The sequence below is a fragment of the Oceaniradius stylonematis genome, from assembly GCF_965223445.1.
GTDB classification, from domain to species: domain Bacteria; phylum Pseudomonadota; class Alphaproteobacteria; order Rhizobiales; family Rhizobiaceae; genus Roseitalea; species Roseitalea stylonematis.
In genome coordinates this window covers 2,519,402-2,545,608 of sequence record NZ_OZ244994.1, presented here as the reverse complement: position 1 = coordinate 2,545,608, position 26,207 = coordinate 2,519,402, and the positions used below count along the sequence as shown (strand labels likewise).

The 26,207-nt window shown below is 66.1% G+C and carries 20 protein-coding genes; 13 read left to right on the top strand and 7 right to left on the bottom strand.

The window, feature by feature from the left end:
• The first annotated feature begins 12 nt into the window (after window positions 1-12).
• The 6 genes from ACOQOU_RS12510 (at window position 13) to ACOQOU_RS12485 (ending at window position 6,116) form a co-directional block, all read left to right on the top strand.
• Window positions 13-1,101, top strand: coding sequence for a class I SAM-dependent methyltransferase (locus ACOQOU_RS12510; RefSeq protein ID WP_306026207.1), 1,089 nt, complete (start codon window positions 13-15; stop codon window positions 1,099-1,101).
• Window positions 1,098-1,949, top strand: a complete 852-nt coding sequence (locus ACOQOU_RS12505) for a TrmH family RNA methyltransferase (protein ID WP_420578726.1) — start codon at window positions 1,098-1,100, stop codon at window positions 1,947-1,949. The genes ACOQOU_RS12510 and ACOQOU_RS12505 overlap by 4 nt, the downstream gene beginning before the upstream one ends.
• Complete coding sequence (gene lspA, locus ACOQOU_RS12500) at window positions 1,946-2,422, top strand: signal peptidase II (protein WP_109766781.1); 477 nt, start codon at window positions 1,946-1,948, stop codon at window positions 2,420-2,422. The genes ACOQOU_RS12505 and lspA overlap by 4 nt, the downstream gene beginning before the upstream one ends.
• Before the next feature lie 54 nt (window positions 2,423-2,476).
• Window positions 2,477-3,472 carry an MDR family oxidoreductase gene (locus tag ACOQOU_RS12495; RefSeq protein WP_109766780.1) on the top strand — a complete coding sequence of 332 codons (996 nt, stop codon included), beginning with the start codon at window positions 2,477-2,479 and terminating at the stop codon, window positions 3,470-3,472.
• A 145-nt stretch (window positions 3,473-3,617) separates the two neighbouring features.
• The gene (locus ACOQOU_RS12490; protein ID WP_109766779.1) at window positions 3,618-5,174 is read left to right on the top strand and encodes an ATP-binding protein; all 1,557 of its coding nucleotides are present in this window, start codon (window positions 3,618-3,620) and stop codon (window positions 5,172-5,174) included.
• Window positions 5,175-5,276: 102 nt separating this feature from the next.
• The gene (locus tag ACOQOU_RS12485) at window positions 5,277-6,116 is read left to right on the top strand and encodes a GNAT family N-acetyltransferase (protein WP_306026205.1); all 840 of its coding nucleotides are present in this window, start codon (window positions 5,277-5,279) and stop codon (window positions 6,114-6,116) included.
• Here ACOQOU_RS12485 and ACOQOU_RS12480 read toward each other — a convergent pair whose 3' ends face one another.
• The gene (locus ACOQOU_RS12480) at window positions 6,117-8,414 is read right to left on the bottom strand and encodes an NADP-dependent malic enzyme (protein WP_306026204.1); all 2,298 of its coding nucleotides are present in this window, start codon (window positions 8,412-8,414) and stop codon (window positions 6,117-6,119) included.
• Window positions 8,415-8,610: 196 nt separating this feature from the next.
• Between ACOQOU_RS12480 and mutS the strand changes: the two genes are divergently transcribed.
• The 6 genes from mutS (at window position 8,611) to ACOQOU_RS12450 (ending at window position 18,008) form a co-directional block, all read left to right on the top strand.
• Window positions 8,611-11,262, top strand: a complete 2,652-nt coding sequence (gene mutS / locus ACOQOU_RS12475; RefSeq protein WP_306026236.1) for a DNA mismatch repair protein MutS — start codon at window positions 8,611-8,613, stop codon at window positions 11,260-11,262.
• 2 nt (window positions 11,263-11,264) lie between these two features.
• Window positions 11,265-14,081 carry a [protein-PII] uridylyltransferase gene (locus ACOQOU_RS12470; protein WP_109766776.1) on the top strand — a complete coding sequence of 939 codons (2,817 nt, stop codon included), beginning with the start codon at window positions 11,265-11,267 and terminating at the stop codon, window positions 14,079-14,081.
• 3 nt (window positions 14,082-14,084) lie between these two features.
• Window positions 14,085-15,650, top strand: coding sequence for a murein biosynthesis integral membrane protein MurJ (murJ, locus tag ACOQOU_RS12465; protein ID WP_306026203.1), 1,566 nt, complete (start codon window positions 14,085-14,087; stop codon window positions 15,648-15,650).
• A gap of 71 nt (window positions 15,651-15,721) precedes the next feature.
• Window positions 15,722-16,789 (top strand): tryptophan--tRNA ligase, encoded by a 1,068-nt coding sequence (gene trpS / locus ACOQOU_RS12460; protein ID WP_306026202.1) that lies wholly within the window; start codon window positions 15,722-15,724, stop codon window positions 16,787-16,789.
• Window positions 16,790-16,837: 48 nt separating this feature from the next.
• Window positions 16,838-17,329, top strand: coding sequence for a universal stress protein (locus ACOQOU_RS12455; RefSeq protein ID WP_109766855.1), 492 nt, complete (start codon window positions 16,838-16,840; stop codon window positions 17,327-17,329).
• 109 nt (window positions 17,330-17,438) lie between these two features.
• Window positions 17,439-18,008, top strand: a complete 570-nt coding sequence (locus tag ACOQOU_RS12450; protein WP_109766774.1) for a NifU family protein — start codon at window positions 17,439-17,441, stop codon at window positions 18,006-18,008.
• A gap of 73 nt (window positions 18,009-18,081) precedes the next feature.
• Here ACOQOU_RS12450 and ACOQOU_RS12445 read toward each other — a convergent pair whose 3' ends face one another.
• Window positions 18,082-18,705 carry a L,D-transpeptidase gene (locus ACOQOU_RS12445; RefSeq protein ID WP_109766773.1) on the bottom strand — a complete coding sequence of 208 codons (624 nt, stop codon included), beginning with the start codon at window positions 18,703-18,705 and terminating at the stop codon, window positions 18,082-18,084.
• 186 nt (window positions 18,706-18,891) lie between these two features.
• Between ACOQOU_RS12445 and ACOQOU_RS12440 the strand changes: the two genes are divergently transcribed.
• Entirely contained in the window at window positions 18,892-19,380 is a 489-nt protein-coding gene (locus tag ACOQOU_RS12440) for an MmcB family DNA repair protein (RefSeq protein ID WP_306026201.1), read from the top strand.
• On the opposite strand, the gene ACOQOU_RS12435 is transcribed toward ACOQOU_RS12440, so the two are convergent.
• The 5 genes from ACOQOU_RS12435 to ACOQOU_RS12415 form a co-directional block, all read right to left on the bottom strand.
• Window positions 19,381-19,953, bottom strand: coding sequence for an ActR/PrrA/RegA family redox response regulator transcription factor (locus tag ACOQOU_RS12435; protein WP_109766771.1), 573 nt, complete (start codon window positions 19,951-19,953; stop codon window positions 19,381-19,383).
• Window positions 19,954-19,974: 21 nt separating this feature from the next.
• On the bottom strand, window positions 19,975-21,297 hold the full coding sequence (locus ACOQOU_RS12430; RefSeq protein WP_109766770.1) for an ActS/PrrB/RegB family redox-sensitive histidine kinase: 1,323 nt from the start codon (window positions 21,295-21,297) through the stop codon (window positions 19,975-19,977).
• Window positions 21,298-21,359: 62 nt separating this feature from the next.
• On the bottom strand, window positions 21,360-23,825 hold the full coding sequence (gene hrpB, locus ACOQOU_RS12425; RefSeq protein ID WP_306026200.1) for an ATP-dependent helicase HrpB: 2,466 nt from the start codon (window positions 23,823-23,825) through the stop codon (window positions 21,360-21,362).
• Window positions 23,822-24,505 carry an ATP-binding cassette domain-containing protein gene (locus ACOQOU_RS12420; protein WP_306026199.1) on the bottom strand — a complete coding sequence of 228 codons (684 nt, stop codon included), beginning with the start codon at window positions 24,503-24,505 and terminating at the stop codon, window positions 23,822-23,824. Before ACOQOU_RS12420 ends, hrpB begins: the two co-directional genes overlap by 4 nt.
• Before the next feature lie 11 nt (window positions 24,506-24,516).
• A complete protein-coding gene (locus ACOQOU_RS12415) occupies window positions 24,517-26,196 on the bottom strand; it encodes an ABC transporter permease (RefSeq protein ID WP_306026198.1) in 1,680 nt (559 codons plus the stop codon).
• Window positions 26,197-26,207 lie beyond the last annotated feature (11 nt).

Below are 26,207 nucleotides of genomic sequence, written 5' to 3'. Positions count from 1 at the left end.
CATATGCCTGCCATGAGCAAGAACCGCGCCAGGGATGGCCGCCGCACAAGGTCACAGGCGGCAAAACGCGATGGTGCGCCGCGCGCCAGGTCCGGCGAGCCACGCGGCTTCCGCCCCAAGCCGAAACATGCCGACAGGCCGCCACGGGCGGCTGGCGAAACTCCGGAACCCCGGACACGGCGAAGCGGCGCGCGCCCGGCGGAGACCGTTCCGCTGATCCTCGAGACCGATGCCACCGACGATTACGCCCTTGTCGACACGGGCGACGGGCTCAAGCTCGAACGCTACGGCTCGCTGACGCTGGTGCGCCCCGAACAGCAGGCGATCTGGGGCCGCGCCCTGCCCCCGCCGGACTGGGAAGCGGCAGATGCGGTGTTCACCGGCGACACGGACGAGGAAGGGCTTGGCCGCTGGCGTTTTCCGGCGAAACCGCTGCCGGAAACCTGGCCGATGGCATTCGACGGGGTGCCTTATCTCGGCCGTTTCACATCGTTCCGCCATGTCGGCGTGTTCCCGGAACAGGCAGCGCATTGGCGCGCCATGCGCAATGCGATCGAGGGCGCGGAGCGGCCCCTGCGCGTCCTGAATCTTTTCGGCTATACCGGGGTCGGCTCGCTGGTGGCCGCGGCTGCCGGCGCCCATGTCACCCATGTCGATGCCTCGAAAAAGGCCATCGGCTGGGCGCGCGAGAACCAGGCCCATGCCGGGCTTGAAGACAAGCCGATCCGCTGGATCTGCGAAGACGCGATGAAGTTCGTGGCGCGCGAAGGGCGGCGCAGCAATGCCTATGACATCATCCTGCTCGATCCGCCGGCCTATGGCCGCGGTCCGGCCGGCGAGGTCTGGCAGCTCTTCGATCATCTGCCCGACATGCTCGATGGCTGCCGCGCGATTCTTTCCGATACGCCCCTCATGCTGGTGCTGACGGCCTACGCGATCCGGGCCTCGATGTTCGCCATCCACGAGACGATGATGGAGGCCATGACCGGCTTTGCGCCGGAGGGCCATGTCGAATCCGGCGAACTGGTTCTGCGCGAGACGAGTGCCGGACGCGTCCTGTCCACGTCAATGTTCAGCCGCTGGACGCCGGGACACGCATGATGGCCAGTCCGATCGCGGCCCCGGGACGGGTCAAGGAAGTCACCAGCGCGGCCAATCCGATCATCAAGGACATCCGGCTGCTCGAAAAAAAGCGGCACAGGGAGGAGACCAACAGCTTTATCGCCGAGGGCATGAAGCTGATCATCGAGGCGATGGACGCCGGATGGCGACTGAAAACGCTGATCCATGCCGCATCGGCCAAGGGAAATGAGGCGGTCACAGCGCTGGCGACCCGCGCGGTGGCGGCCGGTGCGGACGTTCTGATCGTGCCGGAACGGCTGCTCGGCCAGATCACGCGGCGCGACAATCCGCAGATGGTCGTTGGGGTCATGCAGCAGCGATTTGCCGATGCGGCATCGATCCGGCCCGGCGCGGACGATCTTTGGATCGCGCTCGACCGGGTGCGCGATCCCGGCAATCTGGGCACGATCATCCGCACCGCCGATGCCGGCGGCGCCAGGGGCGTCATCCTGGTCGGCGAAACGACCGATCCGTTCGCCACCGAAACCGTGCGCGCGACAATGGGTTCGATTTTCGCGGTGCCCGTGGCGCGCATGACAGCCGAGGCATTCAAGGGCTTTGCCGGCGACTGGCCGGGCCAGATTATCGGTACTCATCTGGAAGGCTCGGTCGACTATCGCGTGCCCGACTATGCCAGCGGTCCGATCCTTTTGCTGATGGGCAATGAGCAAGCCGGGCTGCCGGCCGATCTGGCGGATCTGTGCACCACGCTGATCCGCATCCCGCAGGCCGGACGGGCCGATTCGCTCAATCTGGCGGTCGCAACCGGGCTGGCCTTGTACGAGGCACGGCGGCACGCATTCGCGGTTGCCGGGGACCCGTCATGAAACGCATCTCCACCGCTCTCCTGACGGTCGGCGCGATGGTCGCCGTCGACCAGGCGATCAAGATCGGCGTCGAGCAGGCGATGGACTATCACGAGCGGATCGATCTTCTGCCTTTCTTCGCGCTGTTTCTGACCCACAATCCGGGCATCGCCTTTTCGATGCTGTCAGGGTGGGGCGCCGGCCCGCTGATCGTGCTGAGCCTTGCAGTCACCGGTTTCGTGAGCTGGCTGTGGGTGTCGAGCCCGGCGGACCGGATCGTCGCCCATTTCGGCTTTGCGCTGATCATTGGCGGCGCCATCGGCAATCTGATCGACCGCTCGCTTTACGGCTATGTGATCGACTATTTCCTGTTTCACACGCCGGGCTGGTCGTTTGCGATCTTCAACCTGGCGGACGCGGCGATCACCGTCGGCGCGGGCCTGGTGATTCTCGACGAAGTGCTTTTGTGGCGCAGCACCCGCAAAGCCGATTGACCTTGCGGCCAACGCGCTGGCAGGTTGCGCCGAAACAATTGAGGGGAGAGGCCGATGGCCGACGCGTTCAAGGCGATCATGGTGTCGCGCGACGACAACAAGGTTCAGTCGGTCGATGTCGCCGAACTGACCGTCGACGACCTGATGGAAGGCGATGTGGTCGTCGCCGTCGAAGCCACCACGATCAACTACAAGGACGGGCTCGCGATTACCGGCAAATCGCCGGTCGTCCGCCGCTGGCCGATGATCCCCGGCATCGACTTTGCCGGGACCGTTGTCGCCTCCGATCATGCCGACTGGAAGGCGGGCGACAAGGTCATTCTGAATGGCTGGGGCGTCGGCGAGGTGCATTACGGCGCGTATGCGGGCCGGGCGCGCGTCAATGGCGACTGGCTGATCGCGCTGCCCGACGCGCTGACCCCGCATCAGGCGATGGCGATTGGCACGGCGGGCTATACGGCGATGCTGTCGGTGCTTGCACTTGAGGGTGCCGGCATCACGCCCGACCGCGGCCCGGTCGTCGTCACCGGCGCCAATGGCGGCGTCGGCACGGTGGCGATCTCGGTTCTTTCCAAGCTGGGCTATCAGGTCATCGCCTCGACCGGGCGGACCAGCGAATCGGCGTTCCTGGAATCGCTAGGCGCGGCGGAAATCATCGATCGGGCGGAATTGTCCGAACCCGGCCGGCCGCTCGGCAAGGAGCGGTGGGCCGCCGGCATCGATTCGGTCGGTTCGGTGACCCTCGCCAATGTCCTGGCGCAAACGCAGTATGGCGGCGCGGTGGCCGCCTGCGGCCTTGCGCAAGGCATGGACCTGCCGGCGAGCGTCGCGCCCTTCATCCTGCGCGGCGTGTCGCTGCTGGGCATCGATTCGGTGATGGCGCCCAGAGCGTTGCGCGAAAAAGCCTGGAGCCGGCTTGTCGGCGACCTCGACACGGCAAAGCTCGAAAGCCTGTCGACGACGATCGGTTTCGACGCGATCGTCGAGACGGCGACGGCACTGCTCGAGGGCAAGGTGCGCGGCCGCGTGGTCATCGACATGGCCGGCTGACACCCGCTGATCCATACGGGTCGTCAACGCAACCAGTTGATAACCTTCACAGCCTATCGTGCGGGTTCGCGCGGCCATCACGACCGCCGATTGCCGGCCCTCGGACGAAATTGCGGGGTCCGCGACCTGACGGCGGGGCAACGCCATGGACGAGACGAACGCATCGAAATCCCAGTTTCTGGCCATTGTAAGCCATGAGATCCGCACGCCCCTGAACGGCATCGTCGGCATGGGCAAACTGCTGGCCGACACGCCGTTGACCGCCGAGCAGCGCAATTATGTCGAGGCGATCACATCGTCCTCCGAAGCGCTGATGCTGCTGGTCAACGACCTTCTGGAATTCGGCCGCAGTGGCGCCGACACCAGCACGCCGGTCTTCTCGGCCACGGACATGCGCGCGCTGACCAGCGGCGTGATCGAACTGCTGGCCGGCCGCGCGCACGAAAAGGGGCTCGATCTCGGCTATTCGATCGCGCCGGGTGTGCCGGTATCGATGCGCGCCGACGCCAAGGGCCTGCGGCAGATCCTGTTCAACATCGTCGCCAATGCGATCAAGTTCACCGCCGAAGGCGGCATTGCCGTCGAGATCGGCCACGCGCCTTCCTCCGATGGCGGACGGGCGCACGATCTGACCATCACCGTCCGCGACAGCGGGCCCGGCATACCGATCGAAAAGCAGGCGCAAATCTTCGAACCGTTCGAGCAGGCAGATATGAGCCTTGCGCGTCGGCACGATGGCGCGGGGCTTGGCCTTGCCATCGCCAAACGGCTGGTCGACCGGCTCGGCGGCACGATCGCGTTTGAAAGTTCGCCCGACATGGGAACGGAATTCACCGTGCGCGTTCCGGCGGGTATCGAGCCGCAAAAAGGGGCGGAGCCGAGCGACGAGGCGCTATCGGGTCAGCACTTCTGCCTGATGATGCGCGCCGGATGCGAGGCGGACATGCTGGCCGATGCGATCGCGGGGCATGGCGGGTCGGTCGAGCACACGACCGCGCCGGAGCTGGCGCTCGACCGGTTGCACGACATGCCGGGCGCGACGGTGCTGATCGACAGCCGGCTGATGCGCGATCCGGATCGGGCGCTCGGCCTCGCAGACCGGATCGCCGCGCGCGGCGGCCGTCCGGTGGTTCTGATCGAGCCCGAGGAGCGCGGCACGCTGGGCGCGCAGTTCAAGGCCGACGGCCATGCATTCCTGACACGCCCGGTGCGTGGCTCCAGCCTGTTGCGCGTTCTGGAACGTACTCTGGACGGCAAACCCGCCGACGATCTGTCCAATCCGTTGTCCCTTGTGACGCCGGCCGCGCAGCGCCGGCGCCGCTTGCTGCTCGCCGAAGACAATCCGGTCAACGCGCTTCTGGCATGCAGCGTTCTTGAAAAGGCGGGGCACGCTGTCACGCTTGCGGACAACGGCAAGGCCGCGCTCGACCGGATGACCGCGCCGGACGCCGCCTTCGATCTGGTGCTGATGGACGTTCACATGCCTGTGCTCGACGGCGCCGAGGCGATCCGCCTCTTCCGTACGCACGAGGACGCCCATGGCGGCGACACGCGCCTGCCGATCGTCGCGCTGACCGCCGACGACGATCCAGAACTGGAGCGCCTTCTGCTTGCCGTCGGTGCGCAGAAGATCGTGCGCAAGCCGCTGACCGCACAGAACTTGCACGTCCTGTTCGAAACGCTGGACAGCGCAGCGGCCTGAACAGGCATTAACGCGCGCCGAAAATGTGTCATACTGGCGTCACGGGATCGTCTTAGCCGACAACTCACCTTGTCGGATGCAGACCGGATTCGGGTTCGAACGATGACCATCGCAAGCGCAGCGCCAAGCCAGCCGGCCCGCCCGCCCGCCGAACCGGCGGCGTTTCTGGGCGAGATCGGCAAACTGCGTGCACGGCTTGCGACGACCGGTGACGAAATCCGGGCCGCACAAAGGCTGCGCCATGCCGTTTTCTCGGCCGAGTTCGCGGCGCCGGGCGATGAAGACGGGATCGATGCCGACGGCTATGACGCGCTGTGCGACCATCTGATCGTCCTGGACACTGCGATCGCGGGAACCGACACGGACCGGATTATCGGCACCTACAGGCTCCTGCCTCAGCAAAACCTCGCCGGCAGGCCGTTTTATTCGGACAGCGCATTCGACATCGGCGCCCTGCTCGAACGGCATGACGGCCGCCGCTTTCTCGAACTGGGCCGCTCCTGTGTCCTGCCGGACTATCGCTCCAAGCGTACGATCGAACTTCTGTGGCAGGGCATCTGGGCCTATTGCCGGCGCAACGCCATCGATGTGATGTTCGGCTGCGCGTCCTTTGCCGGCCGCGTCCCCGCGCGGCATGCGATGGCGCTGGCATTCCTGCATCATCATGCGCGCGCCACCGGCGACTGGTCGGTGACGGCGCGGGCCGAGACACGTGTCGACATGGATTTCATGCCGGCCGAGGCGATCGACCTGAAGGCGGCGATGCGCGCCCTGCCGCCGCTTATCAAGGGCTATCTTCGGCTCGGCGCCACATTCGGCGAGGGCGCGGTGATCGACCATGCGTTCGCTTCGGTCGATGTGCTCGTCGTCCTGCCGGTCGAACAGATCAGCGCGCGCTATGTCTCCTATTACGGTGCAGATGCGGATCGCTTCGCCGCCTGATCATCCGCCGGCATTGTAGGCGGCGATCGCGGCCATGTTGACGATGTCCGCATCGCGCGCGTTCAGCGAAACGATCTGAACGGACTTGTTGAGCCCGACGAGAAGCGGACCGATCACGGTCGAGCCGCCCAGTTCCTGCAGCATCTTGGTGGCAATCGAGGCCGAGTGAAACGCCGGCATGACGAGGACGTTGGCCGGCGCCGACAGCCGGCAGAACGGATATTGCGCCATCAGTTCGGCGTTGAGCGCGACATCGGCGGCCATCTCGCCGTCATACTCGAAATCGACGCGCCGCTTGTCGAGCATGCGCACGGCATCGCGCACGGAATTGGAGCGTTCGCTCTGCGGCTGGCCGAAGGTCGAATAGGCCAGCATAGCCACGCGCGGTTCATAGCCGAGCTTGCGGGCCATGCCGGCCGCCTCCTCGGCGATGTCGGCCAGTTCCTCGGCGGTCGGCATGTCGTGCACCGCCGTGTCGGCGACCAGAACCGTGCGCCCGCGGCACAGCGCCAGCGAAACGCCGACGACACGGTGGCCGGGACGCACATCGATGACACGCCGCACGTCGCTGAGCGCGGTGGCGTAATTTCGGGTGACACCGGTGACCATGCCGTCGGCATCGCCGAGCGCGACGGCGGTGGCGGCGAAGATGTTGCGGTCGTTATTGACCATCCGCAGGCAGTCGCGGAACAGGTAACCGTCGCGCTGCAGACGCTCGTAGAGATGGTCCGCATAGGCGGCGGCGCGGTTCGACAGGCGCGCATTGACGATCTCGATATCGTCGCGCTCCAGATCGACACCGGCGTTGCGCGCCGCTTCGGCGATCAGGTTCTCGCGGCCCAGAAGGATGGCGGTTCCGAGCCCCTGATTGACGTAGGAGACGGCGGCGCGGACGACCTGCTCTTCCTCCGCCTCGGTGAAGAACATGCGCTTGGGATTGCGGCGGACGCGATCGAAGATGCGCTGGAGCGTGGCGGCGATGGGATCGCGGCGCGCGGACAGTTCGACCGCATAGGAGTCGAAGTCGGCGATGGGCCGGCGCGCGACACCCGATTCCATCGCGGCGCGCGCCACCGCGACCGGGATCGCCGAAATCAGGCGGGGATCGAACGGGACGGGAATGATGTAGCCGGGGCCGAACCGGGGACGCGTGCCGCCATAGGCGATCGCCACGTCGTCGGGCACGTCCTCGCGCGCGAGTTCGGCAATGGCATTGGCCGCGGCGGCCTTCATCGCGTCGTTGATCGTCGTCGCCTGCACATCGAGCGCGCCACGGAAGATGTAGGGAAAACCGAGCACATTGTTGACCTGGTTGGGATAATCGGACCGGCCGGTCGCAATGATCGCATCGTCGCGGATTTCGGCGACCTCTTCGGGCGTGATCTCCGGGTCGGGGTTGGCCATGGCGAAGATGATCGGATTGTCGGCCATCGACCGCACCATGTCGGCGGTCAGCGCGCCCTTGACCGACAATCCGAAGAAGACATCGGCGCCCTCCATCGCATCGGCCAACGTCCGCCGGTCGGTGGCGATCGCGTGGGCGGACTTCCACTGGTTCATGCCGGTGCCCCTGCCTTGGTGGATAACGCCCTTGGTGTCGCACAGGATGACATTGTCGTGCGGCACGCCCATCGCCTTGACCAGCTCGATGCAGGCGATGGCGGCGGCGCCCGCGCCATTGCAGACGATCTTGACGTCGCGCAGATCACGGCCGGTCAGATGCAGCGCGTTGATCAGGCCGGCGGCGGCGATGATCGCGGTGCCGTGCTGATCGTCGTGAAACACCGGGATGTCGAGCGCCTCGCGCAGCCGGTCCTCGATCATGAAGCAGTCCGGCGCGCGAATGTCCTCTAGATTGATGCCGCCAAACGACGGGCCGAGCAGGCGCACGCAATTGACGAACTCGTCCATGTCTTCGGTGTCGACCTCCAGGTCGATCGAATCGACATCGGCAAAGCGCTTGAAGAGGACGGCCTTGCCTTCCATCACCGGTTTTGAGGCGAGCGCGCCGAGATTGCCCAGGCCGAGGATCGCCGTGCCGTTGGAGATGACGGCCACCATGTTGCCCCGCGCGGTATAGTCGAAGGCGGCCTCGGGCCGTTCGGCGATCGCCTTGACGGGGACGGCGACGCCCGGCGAATAGGCCAGCGACAGGTCGCGCTGGGTCGCCATCGGCTTGGTGGGCGTGACTTCGAGCTTGCCCGGCCTTCCGCGCGCGTGAAAATCGAGCGCTTCGCTGTCGCTGATCGCGGGACGCTTTGAAACGGACGGCGCGGCGGGGCGGTGAGGCTTGTTCATGAGGGTCGTCCCTTGCGCGCTGTATTCGGACACTAGTCGGGGAAAAGACCTTCTAATCCCTGTCGCGGCGCCGTGTAAACGCGCATAAGCTCGGACGGAACGAAACGGGTCCCAGGCGATGGATGGCAGGGCGGCACAGCATCGGGAAACCGGCGGCGGAGCGGGCGGCAGCGCCTCGACCGGCGCGCCGACGCCGATGATGGCGCAGTTTCTCGAGATCAAGTCGGCCAATCCGGGGCTGCTCCTTTTCTACCGGATGGGCGACTTCTACGAACTGTTCTTCGAGGACGCGGAGATCGCCTCGCGGGCGCTGGGCATCACGCTGACCAAGCGCGGCAAGCATCTGGGCCAGGACATTCCGATGTGCGGCGTTCCGGTTCATGCCGCCGACGACTATCTGCAGAAGCTGATAGGGCTCGGCCATCGCGTGGCGGTGTGCGAGCAGCTCGAAGACCCGGCCGAAGCCAAGAAACGCGGTTCGAAATCGGTCGTCCGCCGCGATGTGACCCGGCTGGTCACGCCCGCGACGATCACCGAGGACAAGCTGCTGGAGCCGGGCGAGAACGCCTATCTTCTGGCCCTTGCGCGCATCCGGGCCTCGGACCAGATGGCCTACGCCTTCATCGACATTTCGACCGGCGAGTTCCGGCTCGGCGAAACCGCGCCGGCGCGCCTCCTGCCCGATCTCACCCGCATCGCGCCGCGCGAGATCATCGTCCCTGAAGCGCTTTTTCACGATCCCGAGCTCAGGCCGGTCTTCGACCAGTTCGGCCGCGCCGTCAGCGCACATCCCGCCGCCCTGTTCGACAGCGCCACGGCGGGCGACCGGCTCGCGCGATATTTCGGCGTTGCGACGCTGGACGGGTTCGGCGACTTCTCGCGCGCCGAACTGGCCGCCGCATCGGGGGCGCTCGCCTATGTCGAAAAGACACAAGTGTCCGAGCGGCCGGCGCTGCAGCGGCCGCAGCGCGAGACCGGCTCACCCACGCTTTTTATCGATCCGGCGACGCGCACCAATCTCGAACTCGAACGCACGCTGTCGGGCCAGCGCGACGGCAGCCTTTTGAAGGCGATCGACAGGACGGTGACCGGCGCCGGCGCGCGGCTTCTGGCAGCGCGGCTGCGCGCGCCTCTGACCGATGCCGCCGCCATTGCCGAGCGGCTCGATTCCGTGAGCCAGTTCATGGCCGACGATGGGCTGGCCGGCACGCTGCGCGCCCATCTGAAGGCGTTGCCGGACATGGCGCGCGCGCTGTCGCGCCTGTCGCTGAACCGCGGCGGCCCGCGCGATCTGGCCGCCATCCGCGACGGGCTGGCGGTCGCCGCGTCGGTCCACCAGGTGCTGTCGGGAGCCGATCTGGGCGCCGAACTGCACGAAGCGCGTGCCATGCTCGGCGCCGCGCCCGCCGAGGTCGCCGACGCGCTTCAAACGGCGCTCGACGATAACATGCCGCTTCTGGCGCGCGATGGCGGTTTCGTGCGCACAGGCCATCATGACGAGCTCGACGAGATGAGGGCGCTGCGCGACCAGTCGCGGCGCGTCATCGCATCGCTGCAGGCCGATTACGCAGCCGAAACCGGCGTCAAGTCACTGAAGATCAAACACAACAATGTGCTGGGCTATTTTATCGAGGTCACCGCGCTGAACGCGAGCGCTCTCAATGCATCCGACGACGCCAAGGCCCGCTTCATCCACCGCCAGACCATGGCGAACGCGATGCGTTTCACCACCACCGAACTGGCCGATCTTGAAAGCCGCATCGCCAACGCCGCGGGGCGGGCACTCGAGATCGAACTGGCCGTGTTCGAGCAATTGCGCGCGCTCAGCGTCGCCCATGCCGATGCGATCCGCGAGGCGGCGCATGCGCTTGCTGTGATCGACGTCTCGGTGGCGCTTGCCGATTTGGCCGCCTCGGAAGGCTATTGCCGGCCGGTGGTCGATGACAGCCGCACCTTCCGTATCGTCGGCGGGCGCCATCCGGTCGTCGAACAGGCCCTGCGCCGGCAGGCTGCCGATCCGTTCGTCGCCAATGATTGCGACCTTTCGCCCAAGGACGGTGCCGACCATGGCGCGCTGTGGCTTCTGACCGGGCCGAACATGGGCGGCAAGTCGACCTTTCTGCGCCAGAACGCGCTGATCGCGATCCTTGCGCAGACCGGCTCCTTCGTGCCGGCCGGACAGGCCCATATCGGCATTGTCGACCGGCTGTTCAGCCGTGTCGGAGCCTCGGACGATCTGGCGCGCGGGCGATCGACCTTCATGGTCGAGATGGTCGAAACCGCGGCCATCCTCAACCAGGCCGGCGAGAACGCGCTCGTCATCCTCGACGAGATCGGCCGGGGAACGGCGACCTTTGACGGGCTTTCCATCGCCTGGGCGGCGATCGAATATCTACACGAGCACAATCGCTGCCGGACGCTGTTCGCCACTCATTTTCACGAGCTGACAGCGCTTCACGAAAAGCTCGACCGGCTGGCCAACGTCACCATGCGGGTCAAGGAATGGGAAGGCGAGGTGGTGTTCCTGCACGAGGTCGGCCAAGGCGCCGCCGACCGGTCCTATGGCGTGCAGGTGGCGCGGCTTGCCGGCCTGCCCGACGCGGTCGTGATCCGGGCACGACAGGTGCTCGACCAACTCGAGGAGCAGAACCGCGACAAGGGCGCGGCCGCGCTGATCGACGATCTGCCGCTTTTCTCGGCGGCGCCGGCGGCAAAACAGTCCGTGCCAAACGCCGTCCGATCGGCTATCGAGGCGGCGCTTGACGATCTTTCGCCTGACGAGATGACGCCGCGCGCGGCGCTCGAAGCGCTCTATGCGCTCAAGGCGGTCGCAACGAAGAAGGACTGAGATTGGACAAGGCCGTCACCGGAAAGACCGCCCTTCCCGACGCCGCGACCATCGGCGCGGCGCTGGAAGGGTTCGCGCGCGATGCGGGCGGCGACGGCGCGGACACGGGTGTACGCGCCAAGGTGCTCGCCCATCTCAAGCAGGTCCTGGCCGACGGGCGCGCCGAGGCCGAGCGGCGCCTTTTCGAGGACGGCAAGGGCCATGGCTGCGCAAAGCGCCTGTCGGACCTCCAGGATGCGATCATCCGGGCCACCTACGATTTCGCCCTCGCCCATGTGTTCAAGGTCTCGGATCTTTCCCGTGGCGAGCGGATCGCGCTGGCGGCGGTCGGCGGCTATGGCCGCGGCACGCTGGCGCCCGGATCGGACATCGATCTGTTGTTCGTCCTGCCCTACAAGCAGACGCCGCTCGGCGAGCAACTGGCCGAATACATGCTCTACATGCTTTGGGACATGGGGCTGAAAGTCGGCCACGCCACGCGCAACATCGATGACTGCGTGCGGCTGTCCAAGAACGACATCACGATCAGCACCACGATCCTCGAGGCCCGGTTCCTGATCGGAAACGAAACGCTCTTCAAGGAGCTGATGGACCGGTTCGATGGCGAGGTCGTGCAGAAGACCGCCGTCCAGTTCATCCAGGCCAAGCTCGCCGAGCGCGATGCGCGCCACCAGCGGATGGGCGAAGCGCGGTTCGTCGTCGAGCCGAACGTCAAGGACGGAAAAGGCGGATTGCGCGACCTCCACACGCTGTTCTGGATTGCCAAATATGTCTATCGCGTGCGGCGACGTGCGGAACTGGTCAAGCTCGGTGTCTTCACGCGCAAGGACTACAATCTCTTCGTCAAGTGCGAAGACTTCCTCTGGGCGGTGCGCTGCCACTTGCATTTCCTGACCGGCAAGGCCGAGGAACGCCTGTCGTTCGACGTGCAGCGGGACCTCGCCGAGCGGCTCGGCTACCAGTCACACCCCGGGCTCGAGGATGTCGAGCGGTTCATGAAGCACTATTTCCTGATCGCCAAGGATGTGGGCGACCTGACGCGCATCTTCTGCGCGGCGCTGGAAGACCAGGAGATCAAGAACGCGCCGGCGCTGTCCGGCCTCTTGCAGGCGCTGCCCTTCACCGGTCGCTCGCGCAAGATTCGCGGTATCAAGGAGTTCGTCATCGACCGTCAGCGCATCAATGTCGCCGACGAGGAGGTCTTCAAGCGCGATCCGGTGAACCTGATCCGGATGTTCCATCTGGCCGACCGGTACGGGCTCGAATATCATCCGCAGGCGCTGCAACTGGTCCGGCGTTCGCTGAAGCTGATCGACAAGGCACTGCGCACCGACGTCAATGCCAATGCGCTGTTCATCAAGATCCTTTCCTCGAAGAACGATCCGGCGCTCAATCTGCGGCGGATGAACGAGGCGGGCGTGCTCGGCCGTTTCGTCCCCGATTTCGGCAGGATCGTCGCGATGATGCAGTTCAACATGTATCATCACTACACCGTCGACGAACATCTGATCCGTACGATCGGCGTGCTCGCCGACATCGAAAAGGGTACACTCAAGGAAGATCATCCGCTCGCCGCGACGCTGATGCCGGGCCTCAAAGGCGAGCGCACGCTGCTCTATGTGGCACTGTTTCTGCATGATATCGCCAAGGGCCGACCGCAGGATCATTCGACCGCCGGGGCGGAGGTGGCGCGAAAGCTTTGCCCGCGTTTCGGCTTTTCGCCCGAGGACACGGCGACCATCGCCTGGCTGGTGCAGGACCATCTTCTCATGTCGATGACCGCTCAGGCGCGGGACCTGTCGGACCGCAAGACGATCGAGGATTTCGTCGCGCGGGTGCAGACGGTCAAGCGGCTCAAGCTGCTGCTGGTGCTGACCGTTTGCGACATTCGCGGCGTCGGTCCGGGCGTCTGGAACGGCTGGAAGGGCCAGCTGTTGCGCACGCTCTATGCAGAGGCGGAACTGGCACTTACGGGCGGTTTCTCGGAAACCAGCCGCAAGAGCCGCGCCGCCAGCCGCCGGCAAGCGCTCGAGGAACGGCTCGCCGGCTGGACCGAAGCCGATCGCGAGGCGGTTCTGCGCCTGCACTACGACAATTATCTTCTGACCGTCGATCTGGAAGACCAGGAGCGCCATGCCGAGTTCATCCGCGCGGCCAATGCCGAGGGCAAGGCGCTGGCGACCGAAGTCCGCACGGATGCATTTCAGGCGATGACCGAGATCACCGTGCTGGCGCAGGACCACCCGCGCCTGTTGTCGGTCATCGCCGCCGCCTGTTCGAGCGCGGACGCATCGATCGACGGGGCCCACATCTTCACCACATCCGACGGCCGCGCGCTCGATGTCATCCAGATCGAACGCGAATTTGTCGAGGACGAAGACGAGTTGCGGCGCGGCCGCCGGATCGGCGCACTGATCGAGGATGTCCTGCGCGGCAAGGTGAGCCTGCCGGACGTGCAGGCGCACAAGCGACGCCGCAGGGCGCTCAGCGCCTTTCATGTCGAACCCAATGTGAAGATAAACAACACGCTGTCCAACCGGTTTACCGTGATCGAAGTGGAAGGGCTGGACCGCCCGGCGCTCCTGTCGCAACTGACCGGCGCGATCTCCGATCTCAAGCTCGACATCCGTTCCGCGCACATCACGACCTTCGGCGAGAAGGTGATCGACAGTTTCTATGTGACCGATCTGGTCGGCCAGAAGATCGAGGACACGGCGCGCCAGGGCCGCATCCGCAAGGCACTTCTTTCCGTGCTCAAGAACGATCAGCGCGGCGCAACGAAGAAGCAGGCGGGCAAGGCCGCCGTGGCGGCCGAATAGACGATGAGCCTTTTGCGCAATTTCGCCACGGTGGGCGGTGCGACCATGACCAGCCGCGTGCTGGGATTCGTGCGCGACATATTGATGGCGGCCGCTCTTGGTACGGGCCCGGTGGCCGACGCCTTCGTGGTCGCCTTCCGCTTCCCCAACCTGTTTCGTCGGATCTTCGCCGAAGGCGCCTTCAATTCGGCCTTCATTCCGCTCTTTTCGCGGCGGCTGGAAGGCGAGGGCCGCGAGGAAGCGCGGCGGTTCGCACAAGAAGCCATGGCCGGCCTGATTACCGTCCTGGCCATTGTTATCGGCTTTGCCATGATCGCGATGCCGGTCCTGATGTACGGGCTGGCGCCGGGCTTTTCGGCCGATCCTGACAAGTTCGACCTGACGGTGGAACTGACGCGGATCACTTTTCCCTATCTTCTGCTCGTCTCGCTGCTGGCGCTGATTTCGGGCGTGCTGAACGGTCTGGGCCGGTTCGCGGCGGCGGCATTCGCACCGGTCCTGCTGAATGTCGTGCTGATCGCGGTGCTCAGCTACATCGTCTCTTCCGGCCTTGCGGCAACGCGCGATGCGGGGCTGTGGCTGTCGGTCGGCGTCGTCGTCGGTGGCGTTGCGCAGCTGGCCATGGTCGTGATCGCCTTGCGGCGCGAAGGGTTCGCGCTCGGCTTCGTGCGCCCGCGCTGGAACGGCCGCATGAAGAGGCTGGTCACGCTGGGCATTCCCGGCGTCATCGCCGGCGGCGTGACGCAGATCAACATCGTCGTTGGCACGATCATCGCTTCGATGCAGGCGGGCGCCGCCAGCATGCTCTATTATGCCGACCGGCTTTACCAATTGCCGCTCGGCGTCGTCGGCATAGCCATCGGCGTCGTGCTGCTGCCGGAACTGTCGCGAAAGCTGAAGGCTGGCGACATGGGTGCGGCCAAGGCCGTCGAGGCCCGGGCACTGCAGTTTTCCATGATGCTGACCCTGCCCGCTGCGGTGGCTCTGGCCGTGATCCCGCACCAGCTTGTCTCGGTGCTGTTCGAAAGGCTGGCCTTCGACGCCGAAAGCGCACGCGGCACCGCGCTTGCGCTGCAGGCGTTTGCCGTCGGCCTGCCGGCCTTCGTGCTGGTCAAGGTGTTTTCGCCCGGCTTCTTCGCCCGCGAGGACACCAAGACGCCGATGCAGGTCGGGATTGCCGCCATGGCGGTGAATGTGGCAGCCAGCCTGGCGCTGTTTCCATTCGTGGGCCATGTGGGCATCGCGATCGCGACAAGCCTTGCCGGCTGGGTCAATGCCATCGCGCTTTATTGGCTTCTGAACCGGCGCGGCCTCTGGACGATCGATGGGCCGATGACCCGCCTTCTGGCGCTGATTGCGGTCAGCGCCGTGCTGATGGGCCTGTGTGTCTGGGCCTCGGCGGAACTGCTTGCTCCGCAACTGGCGTCCGGCACCCCGCTCGTCCCGCGGGCCGCCGCGCTTGCCATTGTGGTCGGTGCCGGCGTCGTCAGCTTTTTCGGTCTGGCCCATCTGACCGGCGCGGCGCGGCTCGGCGCGCTAAGGGCAATGCTGTTCCGGCGCGGCGTCTGAGCGGTCGACCGGCCCTTGCACGGCGGCAACGGCCATTGCATAAGGCCGGCGCATTCCAAACGGACCGTCCCATGACCAACATCTTCCACGAGCGCGTCTTTTCCGGCGTCCAGCCGACCGGCCATCTGACGCTCGGCAATTATCTGGGCGCGATCCGCAAATTCGTCGCGATGCAGGAGCGGCACGAATGCATCTATTGCGTGGTCGACATGCATGCGATCACCATGCCGCAGAACCCGACCGAACTGATCAATGCGACGCGCTCCGTCGCGGCGGCCTTTCTTGCTGCAGGCATCGATCCGGCGCAGCACATCGTCTTCAATCAGAGCCGCGTGCACGAGCACGCGGAACTGGCGTGGGTCTTCAACTGCGTGGCGCGCATGGGCTGGCTCAACCGGATGACCCAGTTCAAGGAAAAGGCCGGAAAAGACCGCGAGAACGCATCGGTCGGCCTCTTCGCCTATCCGGCGCTGATGGCGGCCGACATCCTGATCTACCGGGCAACCCACGTGCCGGTGGGCGACGACCAGAAGCAGCATCTGGAGCTGACCCGCGATATCGCGCAGAAGTTCAACAACGACTATTCCGACCGTATCGCGGAATTGGGTCTGGGCATCGAAATGCAGATCGGCCGGGAGACCGTGTCGGGCTATTTCCCGCTCACCGAACCGGTGATCGAGGGGCCGGCAACGCGAATCATGAGCCTGCGCGACGGCACCAAGAAGATGTCGAAATCCGATCCCTCGGACCTGTCGCGAATCAATCTGACCGATACGGCCGACGAGATCGCCCGCAAGATCCGGAAGGCCAAGACCGATCCCGAACCGTTGCCGAGCGAAGCGGCGGGCCTGGCAGAACGGCCGGAAGCGGCGAACCTTGTGGGCATCTATGCCGCGCTGGCGGACATGGAGAGCGACGCGGTGCTGGCAGAGTTCGGCGGCAAGGCGTTTTCCGAGTTCAAGCCGGCGCTCGCCGATCTGGCGGTCGAGGTTCTGAGCCCCGTCGCCGGAGAGATGCGGCGGCTGATCGCCGATCCGGGTCATATTGACGGGATTCTGGCCAACGGCGCCGAACGGGCGTCGGCGATCGCCGCGCCGGTCATGGCCGATGTGCGGCGGATCGTCGGTCTGGGCGCCTGAGCCTCTCTCCGCTTGCGGGCCGGCGCGGGCCGTGCCAAAGATTCGTCCATGGTCACCAGACGCCTTTCCGGCGAAGCCGGTCATCGCCGCAAGTTCCTCGCGGTCGTCGACGAAACACCGGAATGCGAGCGCGCCGTGTTCTACGCCGCTCGCCGCGCGGCCAATACCCATGGCGGGCTGATCCTGTTGTTCGTGATCGCGCCCGGCGACTTCCAGCACTGGCTGGGCGTCGAGCAGGTGATGCGAGAAGAGGCGATGGAGCGCGCCGAGCAGGTGATGTCGAAATTCGCCACGCTCGCGCGCGAACAGTGCGGAATCGAGCCCGAGACCGTGATCCGCGAGGGTGTCGGCGTCGAACCCATTCACGAACTGATCGAGGAAGACCAGGACATTGCCATCCTCGTGCTCGCGGCCAGCGCGGCCAAGGAAGGGCCGGGGCCGCTCGTCTCATCGATCGCCGGGCGGGACGCGGCGTTTCCGATCCCCGTCACCGTGGTGCCCGCCAATCTGACCGACGAGGACATTGAAAGCCTGTCGTGACGGACGCATATGTTCATAGCGAGCGCGCCCCTTTCACAGGGGCCTGCTAGCGCTTGATAGGGTGAGCGTTTCACTCTATTTTGGAATTATTCCAAATTGAGGTGATGCCATGTTCATCCAGACCGAAACGACGCCGAACCCGGCCACGCTGAAATTCCTGCCCGGCCAGGTCGTCATGGAGATGGGCACCGCCGATTTCCGCGATGCCGGCGAAGCGGGCGCCAAGTCGCCGCTGGCCGGACGGCTTTTCGATGTCGATGGCGTGACCGGCGTCTTCTTCGGCTATGATTTCGTCACCGTCACCAAGGACGATGCGCATGACTGGATGCACATGAAGCCGGCCGTTCTTGCCGCGATCATGGAGCACTTCATGGCCGGCGCGCCGGTGATGGCCGAACAGAACGGCGCAGCCGACTTTGGCGATGAAGAAGAATTCTTCGAGGCCGGCGACGAGAGCATCGTGGCGACGATCAAGGAATTGATCGAGACGCGCGTGCGACCGGCCGTCGCCCAGGATGGCGGCGACATCACCTTCCGCGGCTTTCGCGACGGCGTCGTCTTTTTGCACATGAAGGGCGCCTGCGCCGGATGTCCATCGTCGACGGCGACCCTCAAGCACGGCATCCAGAACCTGCTGCGGCACTTCATTCCCGAGGTCGAGCAGGTCGAGGCCGTCTGACCGAAGACCGAACCGGCAAAAAAGGCCGGGCGATCGCCCGGCCTTTTCGCGTTCGACTGTCGGCGATGCGGCGTCAGCCCTGGAGGACGACAACCTTCGCGCCGGGCTCGACGCGGTTGTAAAGATCGACAATGTCCTGGTTCATAAGGCGGATGCAGCCCGACGAGACGGCGTTGCCGATCGACCACCATTCCGGCGTGCCGTGCAGACGATAGCCGGTGTCGCGGCCGCCGCGCGTCAGATAAAGCGCGCGCGCGCCCAGCGGATTGGTCAGGCCGGGCTCCATGCCGCCGCGATATTTTGCCAGTTCCGGCTGGCGCCGGATCATCGCCGCCGGCGGTGTCCATGTCGGCCAGCGGCGTTTCCAGCCCACCTTGGCCGTGCCCGACCAGCGGAACCCGTCGCGGCCCACGCCGATGCCGTAGCGCAGCGCCTTGCCGTCTTCCTGGACGAGATAAAGATGCCGGTTCGGCGTGTCGACGATGATCGAGCCGGGCCGATGCCGCGTCTCGTAATCGACGACCTGGCGGCGGAATTCCTCAGGCACTTTCGAAACCGGGATTTTCGGCAGCGTGTATTCGCCGTCCGGCATGCCCGCATAGGCATTGGCGAAGTAGTTCGAATTGGTGGCCGAACAGCCGGCAAGCCCGGTTGCGGCGATCGCGGCGAATCCACCCAGAAAAGCTCGTCTTTGCATGATGTCCCTCAAACCCAACAGCCCCGGGGTTTTTTCGCCCCACATGGTTAATCCAACGTTACATGAAGCTTTGAACCGCGTGCAAGGATGGCCCCCCGTAATCTTGCAGGTCTGTGCGCTTTGGCACACAGTGTCACCGACGCACCACAGTTGACGCAACGTCATAGTCCGCCGTGACGGGATCAAATGCCGCTTGTTTCCGCCGTATCGATTAATCCGCTGGCCGATGGCCGGCAATCGGCGCGGGCGCTCCGCGTGCGGCGCGGCGTTCAGATCCTGCTGCGGGAAATGGGGTTGGCGACGGTTCCGGAAATGACGCTGGCCAGCGGCCGCCGCGCCGATCTTGTCGCTCTGGCTCCCGACGGCGGCATCGTCATCGTCGAGATCAAATCCTCGCCCGAGGACATGATGGCCGATGCCAAATGGCCGGGATATCGGGACTATTGCGACCGTCTGTTCTTTGCAACGCTGCCCGACGTGCCGCAGCATCTTTTTCCCGACGATTGCGGGTTCATCCGCGCCGACGGGCACGGCGCCGCCATCGTTGCCGATGCCCCGGAGCACAGGCTTGCGCCGGCGCGGCGCAAGGCGGTCACGCTGCGGTTCGCGCGGTTCGCCGCCGGGCGGTTGCTGGCGGCGGAATGGGCGTCCGGCGGGCAGACCGCCGGACCGTGATCAGCGCGGCGCGCGCTTGGCGAGGATGCGCTGCAATGTGCGGCGATGCATGTTGAGCCGGCGCGCCGTCTCCGAGACATTGCGGTCGCACATCTCATAGACGCGCTGGATATGCTCCCACCGCACCCGGTCGGCCGACATCGGGTTTTCTGGCGGCGGCGGGGTGCCGTCCGGCGCGACGGTCAGCGCATTGTAGACATCGTCGGCATCGGCGGGCTTGGCCAGATAGTCGATCGCGCCCAGTTTGACGGCATTGACGGCGGTCGCGATGTTGCCATAGCCGGTCAGGACGATCGCGCGGGCCTCGGGCCGCTTGGCGTGCAGCGCCTTGATGACATCGAGACCGTTGCCATCCTCGAGCCGCATGTCGACAACCGCATAGGCGGGCGGCGCGGCTTCAACGCGGGCAAGCCCCTCGGCGACCGATTCGGCCATTTCCACGGCAAAGCCCCGGCTTTCCATCGCGCGGCCGAGCCGGCGCACAAAGGGCGCATCGTCATCGACGAGCAGCAGGCTGGCATCGGGACCCGGTCCCGGCACCACATCGGTGTTGGTGTTTTCCTGTGTCAGCATGATCTCACCTTTCTGTCTCCTCTACGCGGCCGCCGCCTCAATGGATGAGCGCGGCCAGCTGACCGTCACGGCGGCGCCGGCTTCGGGCCGTCCGCCATTTGCAAAGCGCAGCGTCGCGCCGTTGCGTTCGAGCAGTGTCTTGGCGATAAAGATGCCAAGGCCCAGGCCGGGGCCGCCCTTGCGGCTGCGTTGAACGTCGCGGGTTGCACCCAGATCCGGCTCTCCCAGTTTCTCAAGCTGGTCAGCCGGGTATCCGGGTCCGTCGTCGACGATGTCTATGCGCACCTGGCGGTCGGACCAGCGCAGATCGATGCGCACCGTGTGTCGCGCGAAATCGACGGCGTTCTCGACCAGATTGCCCAGCCCGTAGAGAACGGCCGGATTGCGCCGCATCACCGGTTCGGGGCTGCCGTCTCCATCGTGTCCGGTGACGATGCGAACGCCGAACTCGCGATGCGGGGCGGCGAGTTCCTCGATCAGTTCGCGAATCGACATAAGGGAAATGAGGTCCTCGGACGTGTTGAGCGTCGACAGGCGCGACAGAATCTCGCGGCAACGATCGGCCTGCGCGCGCAGCAGCCGCACATCTTCCTTGAGCGGATCTTCCTCGGCGGTCGCGCGGTCCATTTCCTTGGAGACAAGGGAAATGGTGGCCAGAGGCGTGCCCAGCTCATGGGCGGCGGCGGCAGCCAGCCCGTCGAGCGCCGACAGATGATGTTCGCGTTGCAGCACCAGTTCGGTGGCCGACAATGCATCGGCCAGGCTGCGGGCCTCGTCGGCGACGCGGTAGACATAGAAGGCGGTGAAGGCGACCGACGACAGAACCGCCGCCCACATGCCGGCGACGAAGATGAAGGGAATGTCGAGCGGCACGTCCGCATACCAGGGCAGCGGCAGATGCGAGAAGACCAGCACGCTGGCCGAGACGAACACCACCAGTCCCAATGCGGCCGTGTACCGCGCCGGCAGCGTCGCCGCCGAGATGATTACCGGCACGATCAGCAGCACCGAGAACGGGTTTTCCAGCCCGCCGGTGAGGAACAGGAGCGCGGCGAGCTGGCCAATGTCGAAGAAAAGGACGGCGAAGACATGGGCCGGACCAAGCCGCATGTTGGCCGGGAAAACCCATGTCAGGACAAGGTTGAGCGCTGCGGAAACGGCGATCAGCGCGAAACAGGCAACGATGGGAAAGTCGAAGCCCAGCCATGCGGCAACGACGGTGACGGCGACGCTCTGGCCCAGAACCGCAATCCAGCGCGTGTTGGTGAGCGTCGACATACGCAGACGGCGGCGCTCGAACCGCTCGCCTTGCATGACCGGGCTGTCGTCGACCTGTTGATCCATGGGCGCTTATATGGCGCCCAAAAGCCCGAATTGCCAGAAAATCCGATGCTTCTCGCACGCAATCATGATTTGCGTGGTTTGGCCCGTCGGGTCGGCGCGGCATTGGCCGGATCGTCGGGCCAGACATGTTTGGGATAGCGGCCCCGCATCTCGGCACGCACCTCGCCCCAACTGCCGGCCCAGAATGCGGGGAGGTCGACGGTACGCTGGATGGGCCGCCCCGCGGGCGAGAGGAGTTCGACGACCAGCGGAACCGCGCCATCCAGAAGCGCAGGATGCCGGGTCAGCCCGAAAAGTTCCTGGACGCGGATCGCCAGTGCCGGCGCCGAACCATCGGGCGGATAGCGCAGCGCGAGGCGCGAGCCGGTGGGCGCGGTGAAGTGAGACGGTGCGAGCCGGTCGAGGTCTGCGGCGCGGACGGAACCGGCGCGCATCAGAAGCGCATCGATCAGCGGTACGCCGGACAAATCCGTGCGACCCGCCAGGAACGGTGCCAGCCAGTCATCGAGCGTTGCGATGAGCGCATCATCCCCCATGTCCGGCCAGGGGTCACCGGCGCGCGCATGCAGCCAGGCCAGCCGGTCGCGCACCGAACGCGCCTTTTCGGTCCACGGCAGAAGCGGCAGGCCGTAAACGCGCACCGCGTCTGTGAGCGCCTTTGCCGCCGCATCGCCGGCCTCGACCGGGCGCGGCGCCGAAGACAGCGTTATCGCACCCAGACGCCGGACCTGTCGGGCGGATAGCCGGCCCGATCCGGCATCGAACGCCATCTCGACCCGGTCGGCGATCCGGTCCTCCAGCCGGTCCTCGATGTCGGCAAGCGATATGGCCGCCCCGGCCAGAAGCCGCGTCTGTGCCGCCGCACCGGTCGCATCGGCGGCGACGACGAACTCCTCGCGGGCCAGCGGATCGGTCTCTTCGACCACAACACCGCGCCCGCCGGCCATCACGAAACGGCCCGGCTGGCCGGAACGGGCCTTGGCAACCCGGTCGGGGAATGCGTCGAGCAGCATGATGCCGGCGGTTTCGTCCTGTCCACCGCCATCGGGCAAGTCGATCTGTGCGGCGATGCGGTCGGCCAGTTGCCGGGCCTGCCGTGCACGGGCCGATCGATCGTTGTCAAAGGCCTGAAGCCGCCGGTCGAGATCGGTCGACATGCCGGCCAGACCCCGCTCCGTGATCAGAACGGCCAAGCGCGCGCGGCGCCTTGCATCGCCTGAATTCTCCGCCGCCGCCACCATCGCCGCCAACGGCACGGGCAGCGCGATCATGCGCAATTGGTGCCCTTTCGGCGTCAGGTGTCCCTGCCCGTCGATCGCGCCGAGCCCTTCCAGCCGCGACCGCGCCTCGGACAGGGCAGCCTCGGGCGGCGGGTCAAGAAAGCGCAGCGCATGCGGATCGGCGACACCCCAGGCCAGGCAATCGAGCATCAGCCGCGTCAGGTCGGTGCGGGTGATTTCCGGAGGATCGAACGGGACAAGCGCCGCCGTCTGGCCTTCGTGCCAGAGGCGGATCACGATGCCGGGCTGCGTGCGGCCGGCACGACCGGCGCGCTGGTCGGCGGAGGCCCGGCTCTCGCGAACCGTCTCGAGCCGGGTGATGGCCTGTCCCGGCTCGAAGGCCGGCTGGCGGGAAAGTCCCGAATCGATGACGATGCGCACGCCGTCGATCGTCACCGAGCTTTCGGCGATTGCCGTTGCCAGCACGATCTTCCGCCGGCCCTGTTCGGCCGGAAGGATCGCCCGGTCCTGATCGGCGATGTCCATCGCGCCGAACAGGGACGCCAGATAGGCGTCGGACGGCAGGTGCGGTTCGAGGCGCTCGGCGGTGCGGCGAATCTCCGCCTGTCCCGGCAGGAAGGCGAGAATGCTGCCCTCCTCCTCGCGCAACGCGGCGCGGACCGCATCGGCCACTGCGTCCTCGACGCGCTGATCGGGCTTGCGCGGCCGGTAGTGAATATCGACGGGGTAAGTGCGGCCGGCGCTCTCGATCACCGGCGCATCGTCCAGAAGACGCGCGACGCGACCGCCATCGAGCGTCGCGGACATGATGACAATGCGCAGATCCTCGCGCAGGGCGGATTGCACATCGAGCGCCAGCGCCAAAGAGAAATCCGCGTCCAGCGAGCGTTCGTGGAACTCGTCGAATATGACGACCGAGGTTCCCGAAAGCTCCGGATCGTCGAGGATCATGCGCACGAACACGCCCTCGGTGACGATCTCGATCCGCGTCTTCGGGCCGGTCTTGCTGTCCATCCGCATGCGATAACCGACCGTTTCGCCGACACGTTCGCCGAGCAGCGATGCCATCCGCCGTGCTGCCGCACGAGCGGCCAGACGGCGCGGTTCGAGCATGACGATCCTGCCGCCGCCGACCCACGCCTCGCCGAGCAGGGCCAGGGGAACCAGCGTGGTCTTGCCCGCGCCCGGCGGCGCGACGAGAACCGCGTTCGGGCGGTTGGCAAGTTCCGTTTTCAACTCGCCGAGAACCGCGGCAGCCGGCAGGCCGGTTGCGGCAAAGTCGATCATGGTTCGTTGCCGCACGACGCAGCTGGTGCCAGTTCGACCAACGCCCCATGGGCCGCCTCGGCATCGGCGGCATCGTGGGTCACCAGCAGCACCGGCAGTCGGCGCGCCTTGGCCCGTTCGAACACAAGCCGCCGGATCTGATCGCGCAGACCGGCATCGAGCTTGGAAAAGGGCTCGTCGAGCAGCATGAAGGCAGGATCGGAGACAAGCACGCGCGCCAGCGCGACGCGCGCTTTCTGGCCGCCGGACAGCGTGTCGGGATCGCGATCGAAGAATCCGTCGAGACCGACATCGCCCAGCGCGTCGCCGGCGCGCTGCCGCCGCGCCGTACGGCCGGCGACCGAGGGCGGCACGGCGAACACGAGATTGCCGCCGACCGACATGTGCGGGAACAGCAGCGGATCCTGGAACAGAAGACCGGCACGGCGGGTCTGCGGCGGCGCGCCTGTGATGTCGGTCCCGTTGCAGTGCACGCGGCCGCGCGCGGAAAAGACCGGATCGAGAAAGCCGCCGATGAAGGCCAGAAGCGTCGACTTGCCGGAGCCGGAAGGACCCATCACCGTCAGCACGTCGCCCGGCGCGATATCGTGATCGACGCTGACCAGCGTGCGGCTGCCCAGCGCTATCGCGACGTTTTCGAGCCGGAGGCCCGTTGCATGCGTTGCGGATGGATCGGTCATGAAAGCCCTGGTTACAGACCCCTGATCGCGCGGCGATTGCGGAAAAGCAAGGCCGGCACGAGTGTTGCGAGGGCAAAGCCGACAAAGGGCAGAAGCATCTGAAGAAAGGCGTAGACGCCGATGACGCGCCGGTCGCCACCCGATCCAAGCGCCACCGCCTCGGTCGTGATCGTCGGGAACCGGCCCGCGCCGACCAGCAAGGTCGGCAGATACTGGCCGACCGAGACGGCAAAGCCGACCGCGGCCGCCACCAGTACGGCGCGCAGCAACATGGGCATCCGCACACGCCAGAAGATGCGTCTGGAGGGCGCGCCGAGCGCTGCGGCAACCGCCTCATAGCGCCTGTCATAGGCCCGCCATGGCGCGGACAGCGACAGGAAGACGTAAGGCAGGACGAAGACGACATGGACGAGGATGAGCGCCGCCCAGCTGGCGTCGGCATCGCCGGCGATCAGCAGCAATTGCAGGCCGAAGAGAAAGCCGATCTGCGGCACCAGAAGCGGTAGATAGACCAGCGCAAGCGCGCGGTTGCCGCCGGTGCGGCCGGTCTCGTTCTCGCGCTGAAGGCAGGCGAGCGCGATCGCGACCGAGATCGCGGTTGCGGCGAGCGCGATGATGATCGTCGTTGCAAGCGGGCCGGACAGCGCAGGGCCGGTGCGCTGCCAGGTGCGCCATGTCAGGGCGTCGGGCAAGGCGGAGGGAAACTGCCACAGGCCGGAGATCGACCAGAGCGCCAGAACGCCCAGACCGCCGAAGACGAGCAATGCCGATGCCGCCATCATGCCGCCGGCGGCAAGGCGCGCAAAACCGTCGCGGCGAAACCGGCGCCCGGTTTCGCAGATGCCCTCGGCGACCGGGCCGGCGATCCGCTCGAGCGCCACCCAGATCAGAAGCGCCACCGCCGTCACGGCGATCTGCAGACACGCGCCGGCGCATGCCATGAAACGCATCGACAGTTCGGGGTCGTTCATCCAGCCGACAAGGCGCACCGGCAGCGTCTGCGGCGTCGTCGGTCCCAGAATGAACGCAACGTCCACATTGGCGCTGGCATAGGCGATCACCGCGAAGACGGCGAGGCGAATCTGCCGGTAGAGCGGCGGCCAGGCGGTGAACATGAAGCCCATCATGCGGCCATATCCGAGCGACTGGCTGAGCCGCAGCGAACGCAGCGCGGGCACCTGCGGCAGGGCGGCGAGCGTGACCAGAAGCAGGAATGGCACCTCCTTGATGACAAGGCCCGCGATCAGCGCGAAACCGGCCGGATCGTTGACAACCAGCAGATCGGGCGGGCGCTCCCAACCGGTCGCCCAGGGCGAGAACAGGCGGGCCAGATAGCCCGACGGCGCGATCATGAAGGCAAAGCCGAACGCGGCGGCGGCGTGCGGCACGGCCAGAAGCGGCGAAACCAGATGCTGGATCAGGCGGAAGGCGCGCGTGCCGTACCAGGCACAGACGAAGCCGGCGACCATGGCCAGCGAGATGGCGGTGGTCAGAAGACCGATCATCAGCGCCTGCAGGGCAGACCGCCAGAGGCCGGGCTGGCCGAACAGATCGGCAAACGGCCGGGTCGACAGCTGATATCCGCCCAGCGCCGGCAAAAAGCCGAACGCGGGCAGCACCGTGCCCATCAGCCCGCATGCCAGCGGGACCGCGAGAACGAACAGGGCCAGCGGCGGCGCGAAGCGGAGCATGGCGCGCCGGG

Excerpts from the sequence above, each read along its gene's own strand:
- ACOQOU_RS12510 (WP_306026207.1), top strand. The coding sequence starts at position 13 with ATGAGCAAGAACCGCGCCAGGGATGGCCGCCGCACAAGGTCACAGGCG.
- ACOQOU_RS12505 (WP_420578726.1), top strand. The coding sequence starts at position 1,098 with ATGATGGCCAGTCCGATCGCGGCCCCGGGACGGGTCAAGGAAGTCACC.
- lspA (WP_109766781.1), top strand. The coding sequence starts at position 1,946 with ATGAAACGCATCTCCACCGCTCTCCTGACGGTCGGCGCGATGGTCGCC.
- ACOQOU_RS12495 (WP_109766780.1), top strand. The coding sequence starts at position 2,477 with ATGGCCGACGCGTTCAAGGCGATCATGGTGTCGCGCGACGACAACAAG.
- ACOQOU_RS12490 (WP_109766779.1), top strand. The coding sequence starts at position 3,618 with ATGGACGAGACGAACGCATCGAAATCCCAGTTTCTGGCCATTGTAAGC.
- ACOQOU_RS12485 (WP_306026205.1), top strand. The coding sequence starts at position 5,277 with ATGACCATCGCAAGCGCAGCGCCAAGCCAGCCGGCCCGCCCGCCCGCC.
- ACOQOU_RS12480 (WP_306026204.1), bottom strand. The coding sequence starts at position 8,414 with ATGAACAAGCCTCACCGCCCCGCCGCGCCGTCCGTTTCAAAGCGTCCC.
- mutS (WP_306026236.1), top strand. The coding sequence starts at position 8,611 with ATGATGGCGCAGTTTCTCGAGATCAAGTCGGCCAATCCGGGGCTGCTC.
- murJ (WP_306026203.1), top strand. The coding sequence starts at position 14,085 with ATGAGCCTTTTGCGCAATTTCGCCACGGTGGGCGGTGCGACCATGACC.
- trpS (WP_306026202.1), top strand. The coding sequence starts at position 15,722 with ATGACCAACATCTTCCACGAGCGCGTCTTTTCCGGCGTCCAGCCGACC.
- ACOQOU_RS12455 (WP_109766855.1), top strand. The coding sequence starts at position 16,838 with ATGGTCACCAGACGCCTTTCCGGCGAAGCCGGTCATCGCCGCAAGTTC.
- ACOQOU_RS12450 (WP_109766774.1), top strand. The coding sequence starts at position 17,439 with ATGTTCATCCAGACCGAAACGACGCCGAACCCGGCCACGCTGAAATTC.
- ACOQOU_RS12445 (WP_109766773.1), bottom strand. The coding sequence starts at position 18,705 with ATGCAAAGACGAGCTTTTCTGGGTGGATTCGCCGCGATCGCCGCAACC.
- ACOQOU_RS12440 (WP_306026201.1), top strand. The coding sequence starts at position 18,892 with ATGCCGCTTGTTTCCGCCGTATCGATTAATCCGCTGGCCGATGGCCGG.
- ACOQOU_RS12435 (WP_109766771.1), bottom strand. The coding sequence starts at position 19,953 with ATGCTGACACAGGAAAACACCAACACCGATGTGGTGCCGGGACCGGGT.
- ACOQOU_RS12430 (WP_109766770.1), bottom strand. The coding sequence starts at position 21,297 with ATGGATCAACAGGTCGACGACAGCCCGGTCATGCAAGGCGAGCGGTTC.
- hrpB (WP_306026200.1), bottom strand. The coding sequence starts at position 23,825 with ATGATCGACTTTGCCGCAACCGGCCTGCCGGCTGCCGCGGTTCTCGGC.
- ACOQOU_RS12420 (WP_306026199.1), bottom strand. The coding sequence starts at position 24,505 with ATGACCGATCCATCCGCAACGCATGCAACGGGCCTCCGGCTCGAAAAC.
- ACOQOU_RS12415 (WP_306026198.1), bottom strand. The coding sequence starts at position 26,196 with ATGCTCCGCTTCGCGCCGCCGCTGGCCCTGTTCGTTCTCGCGGTCCCG.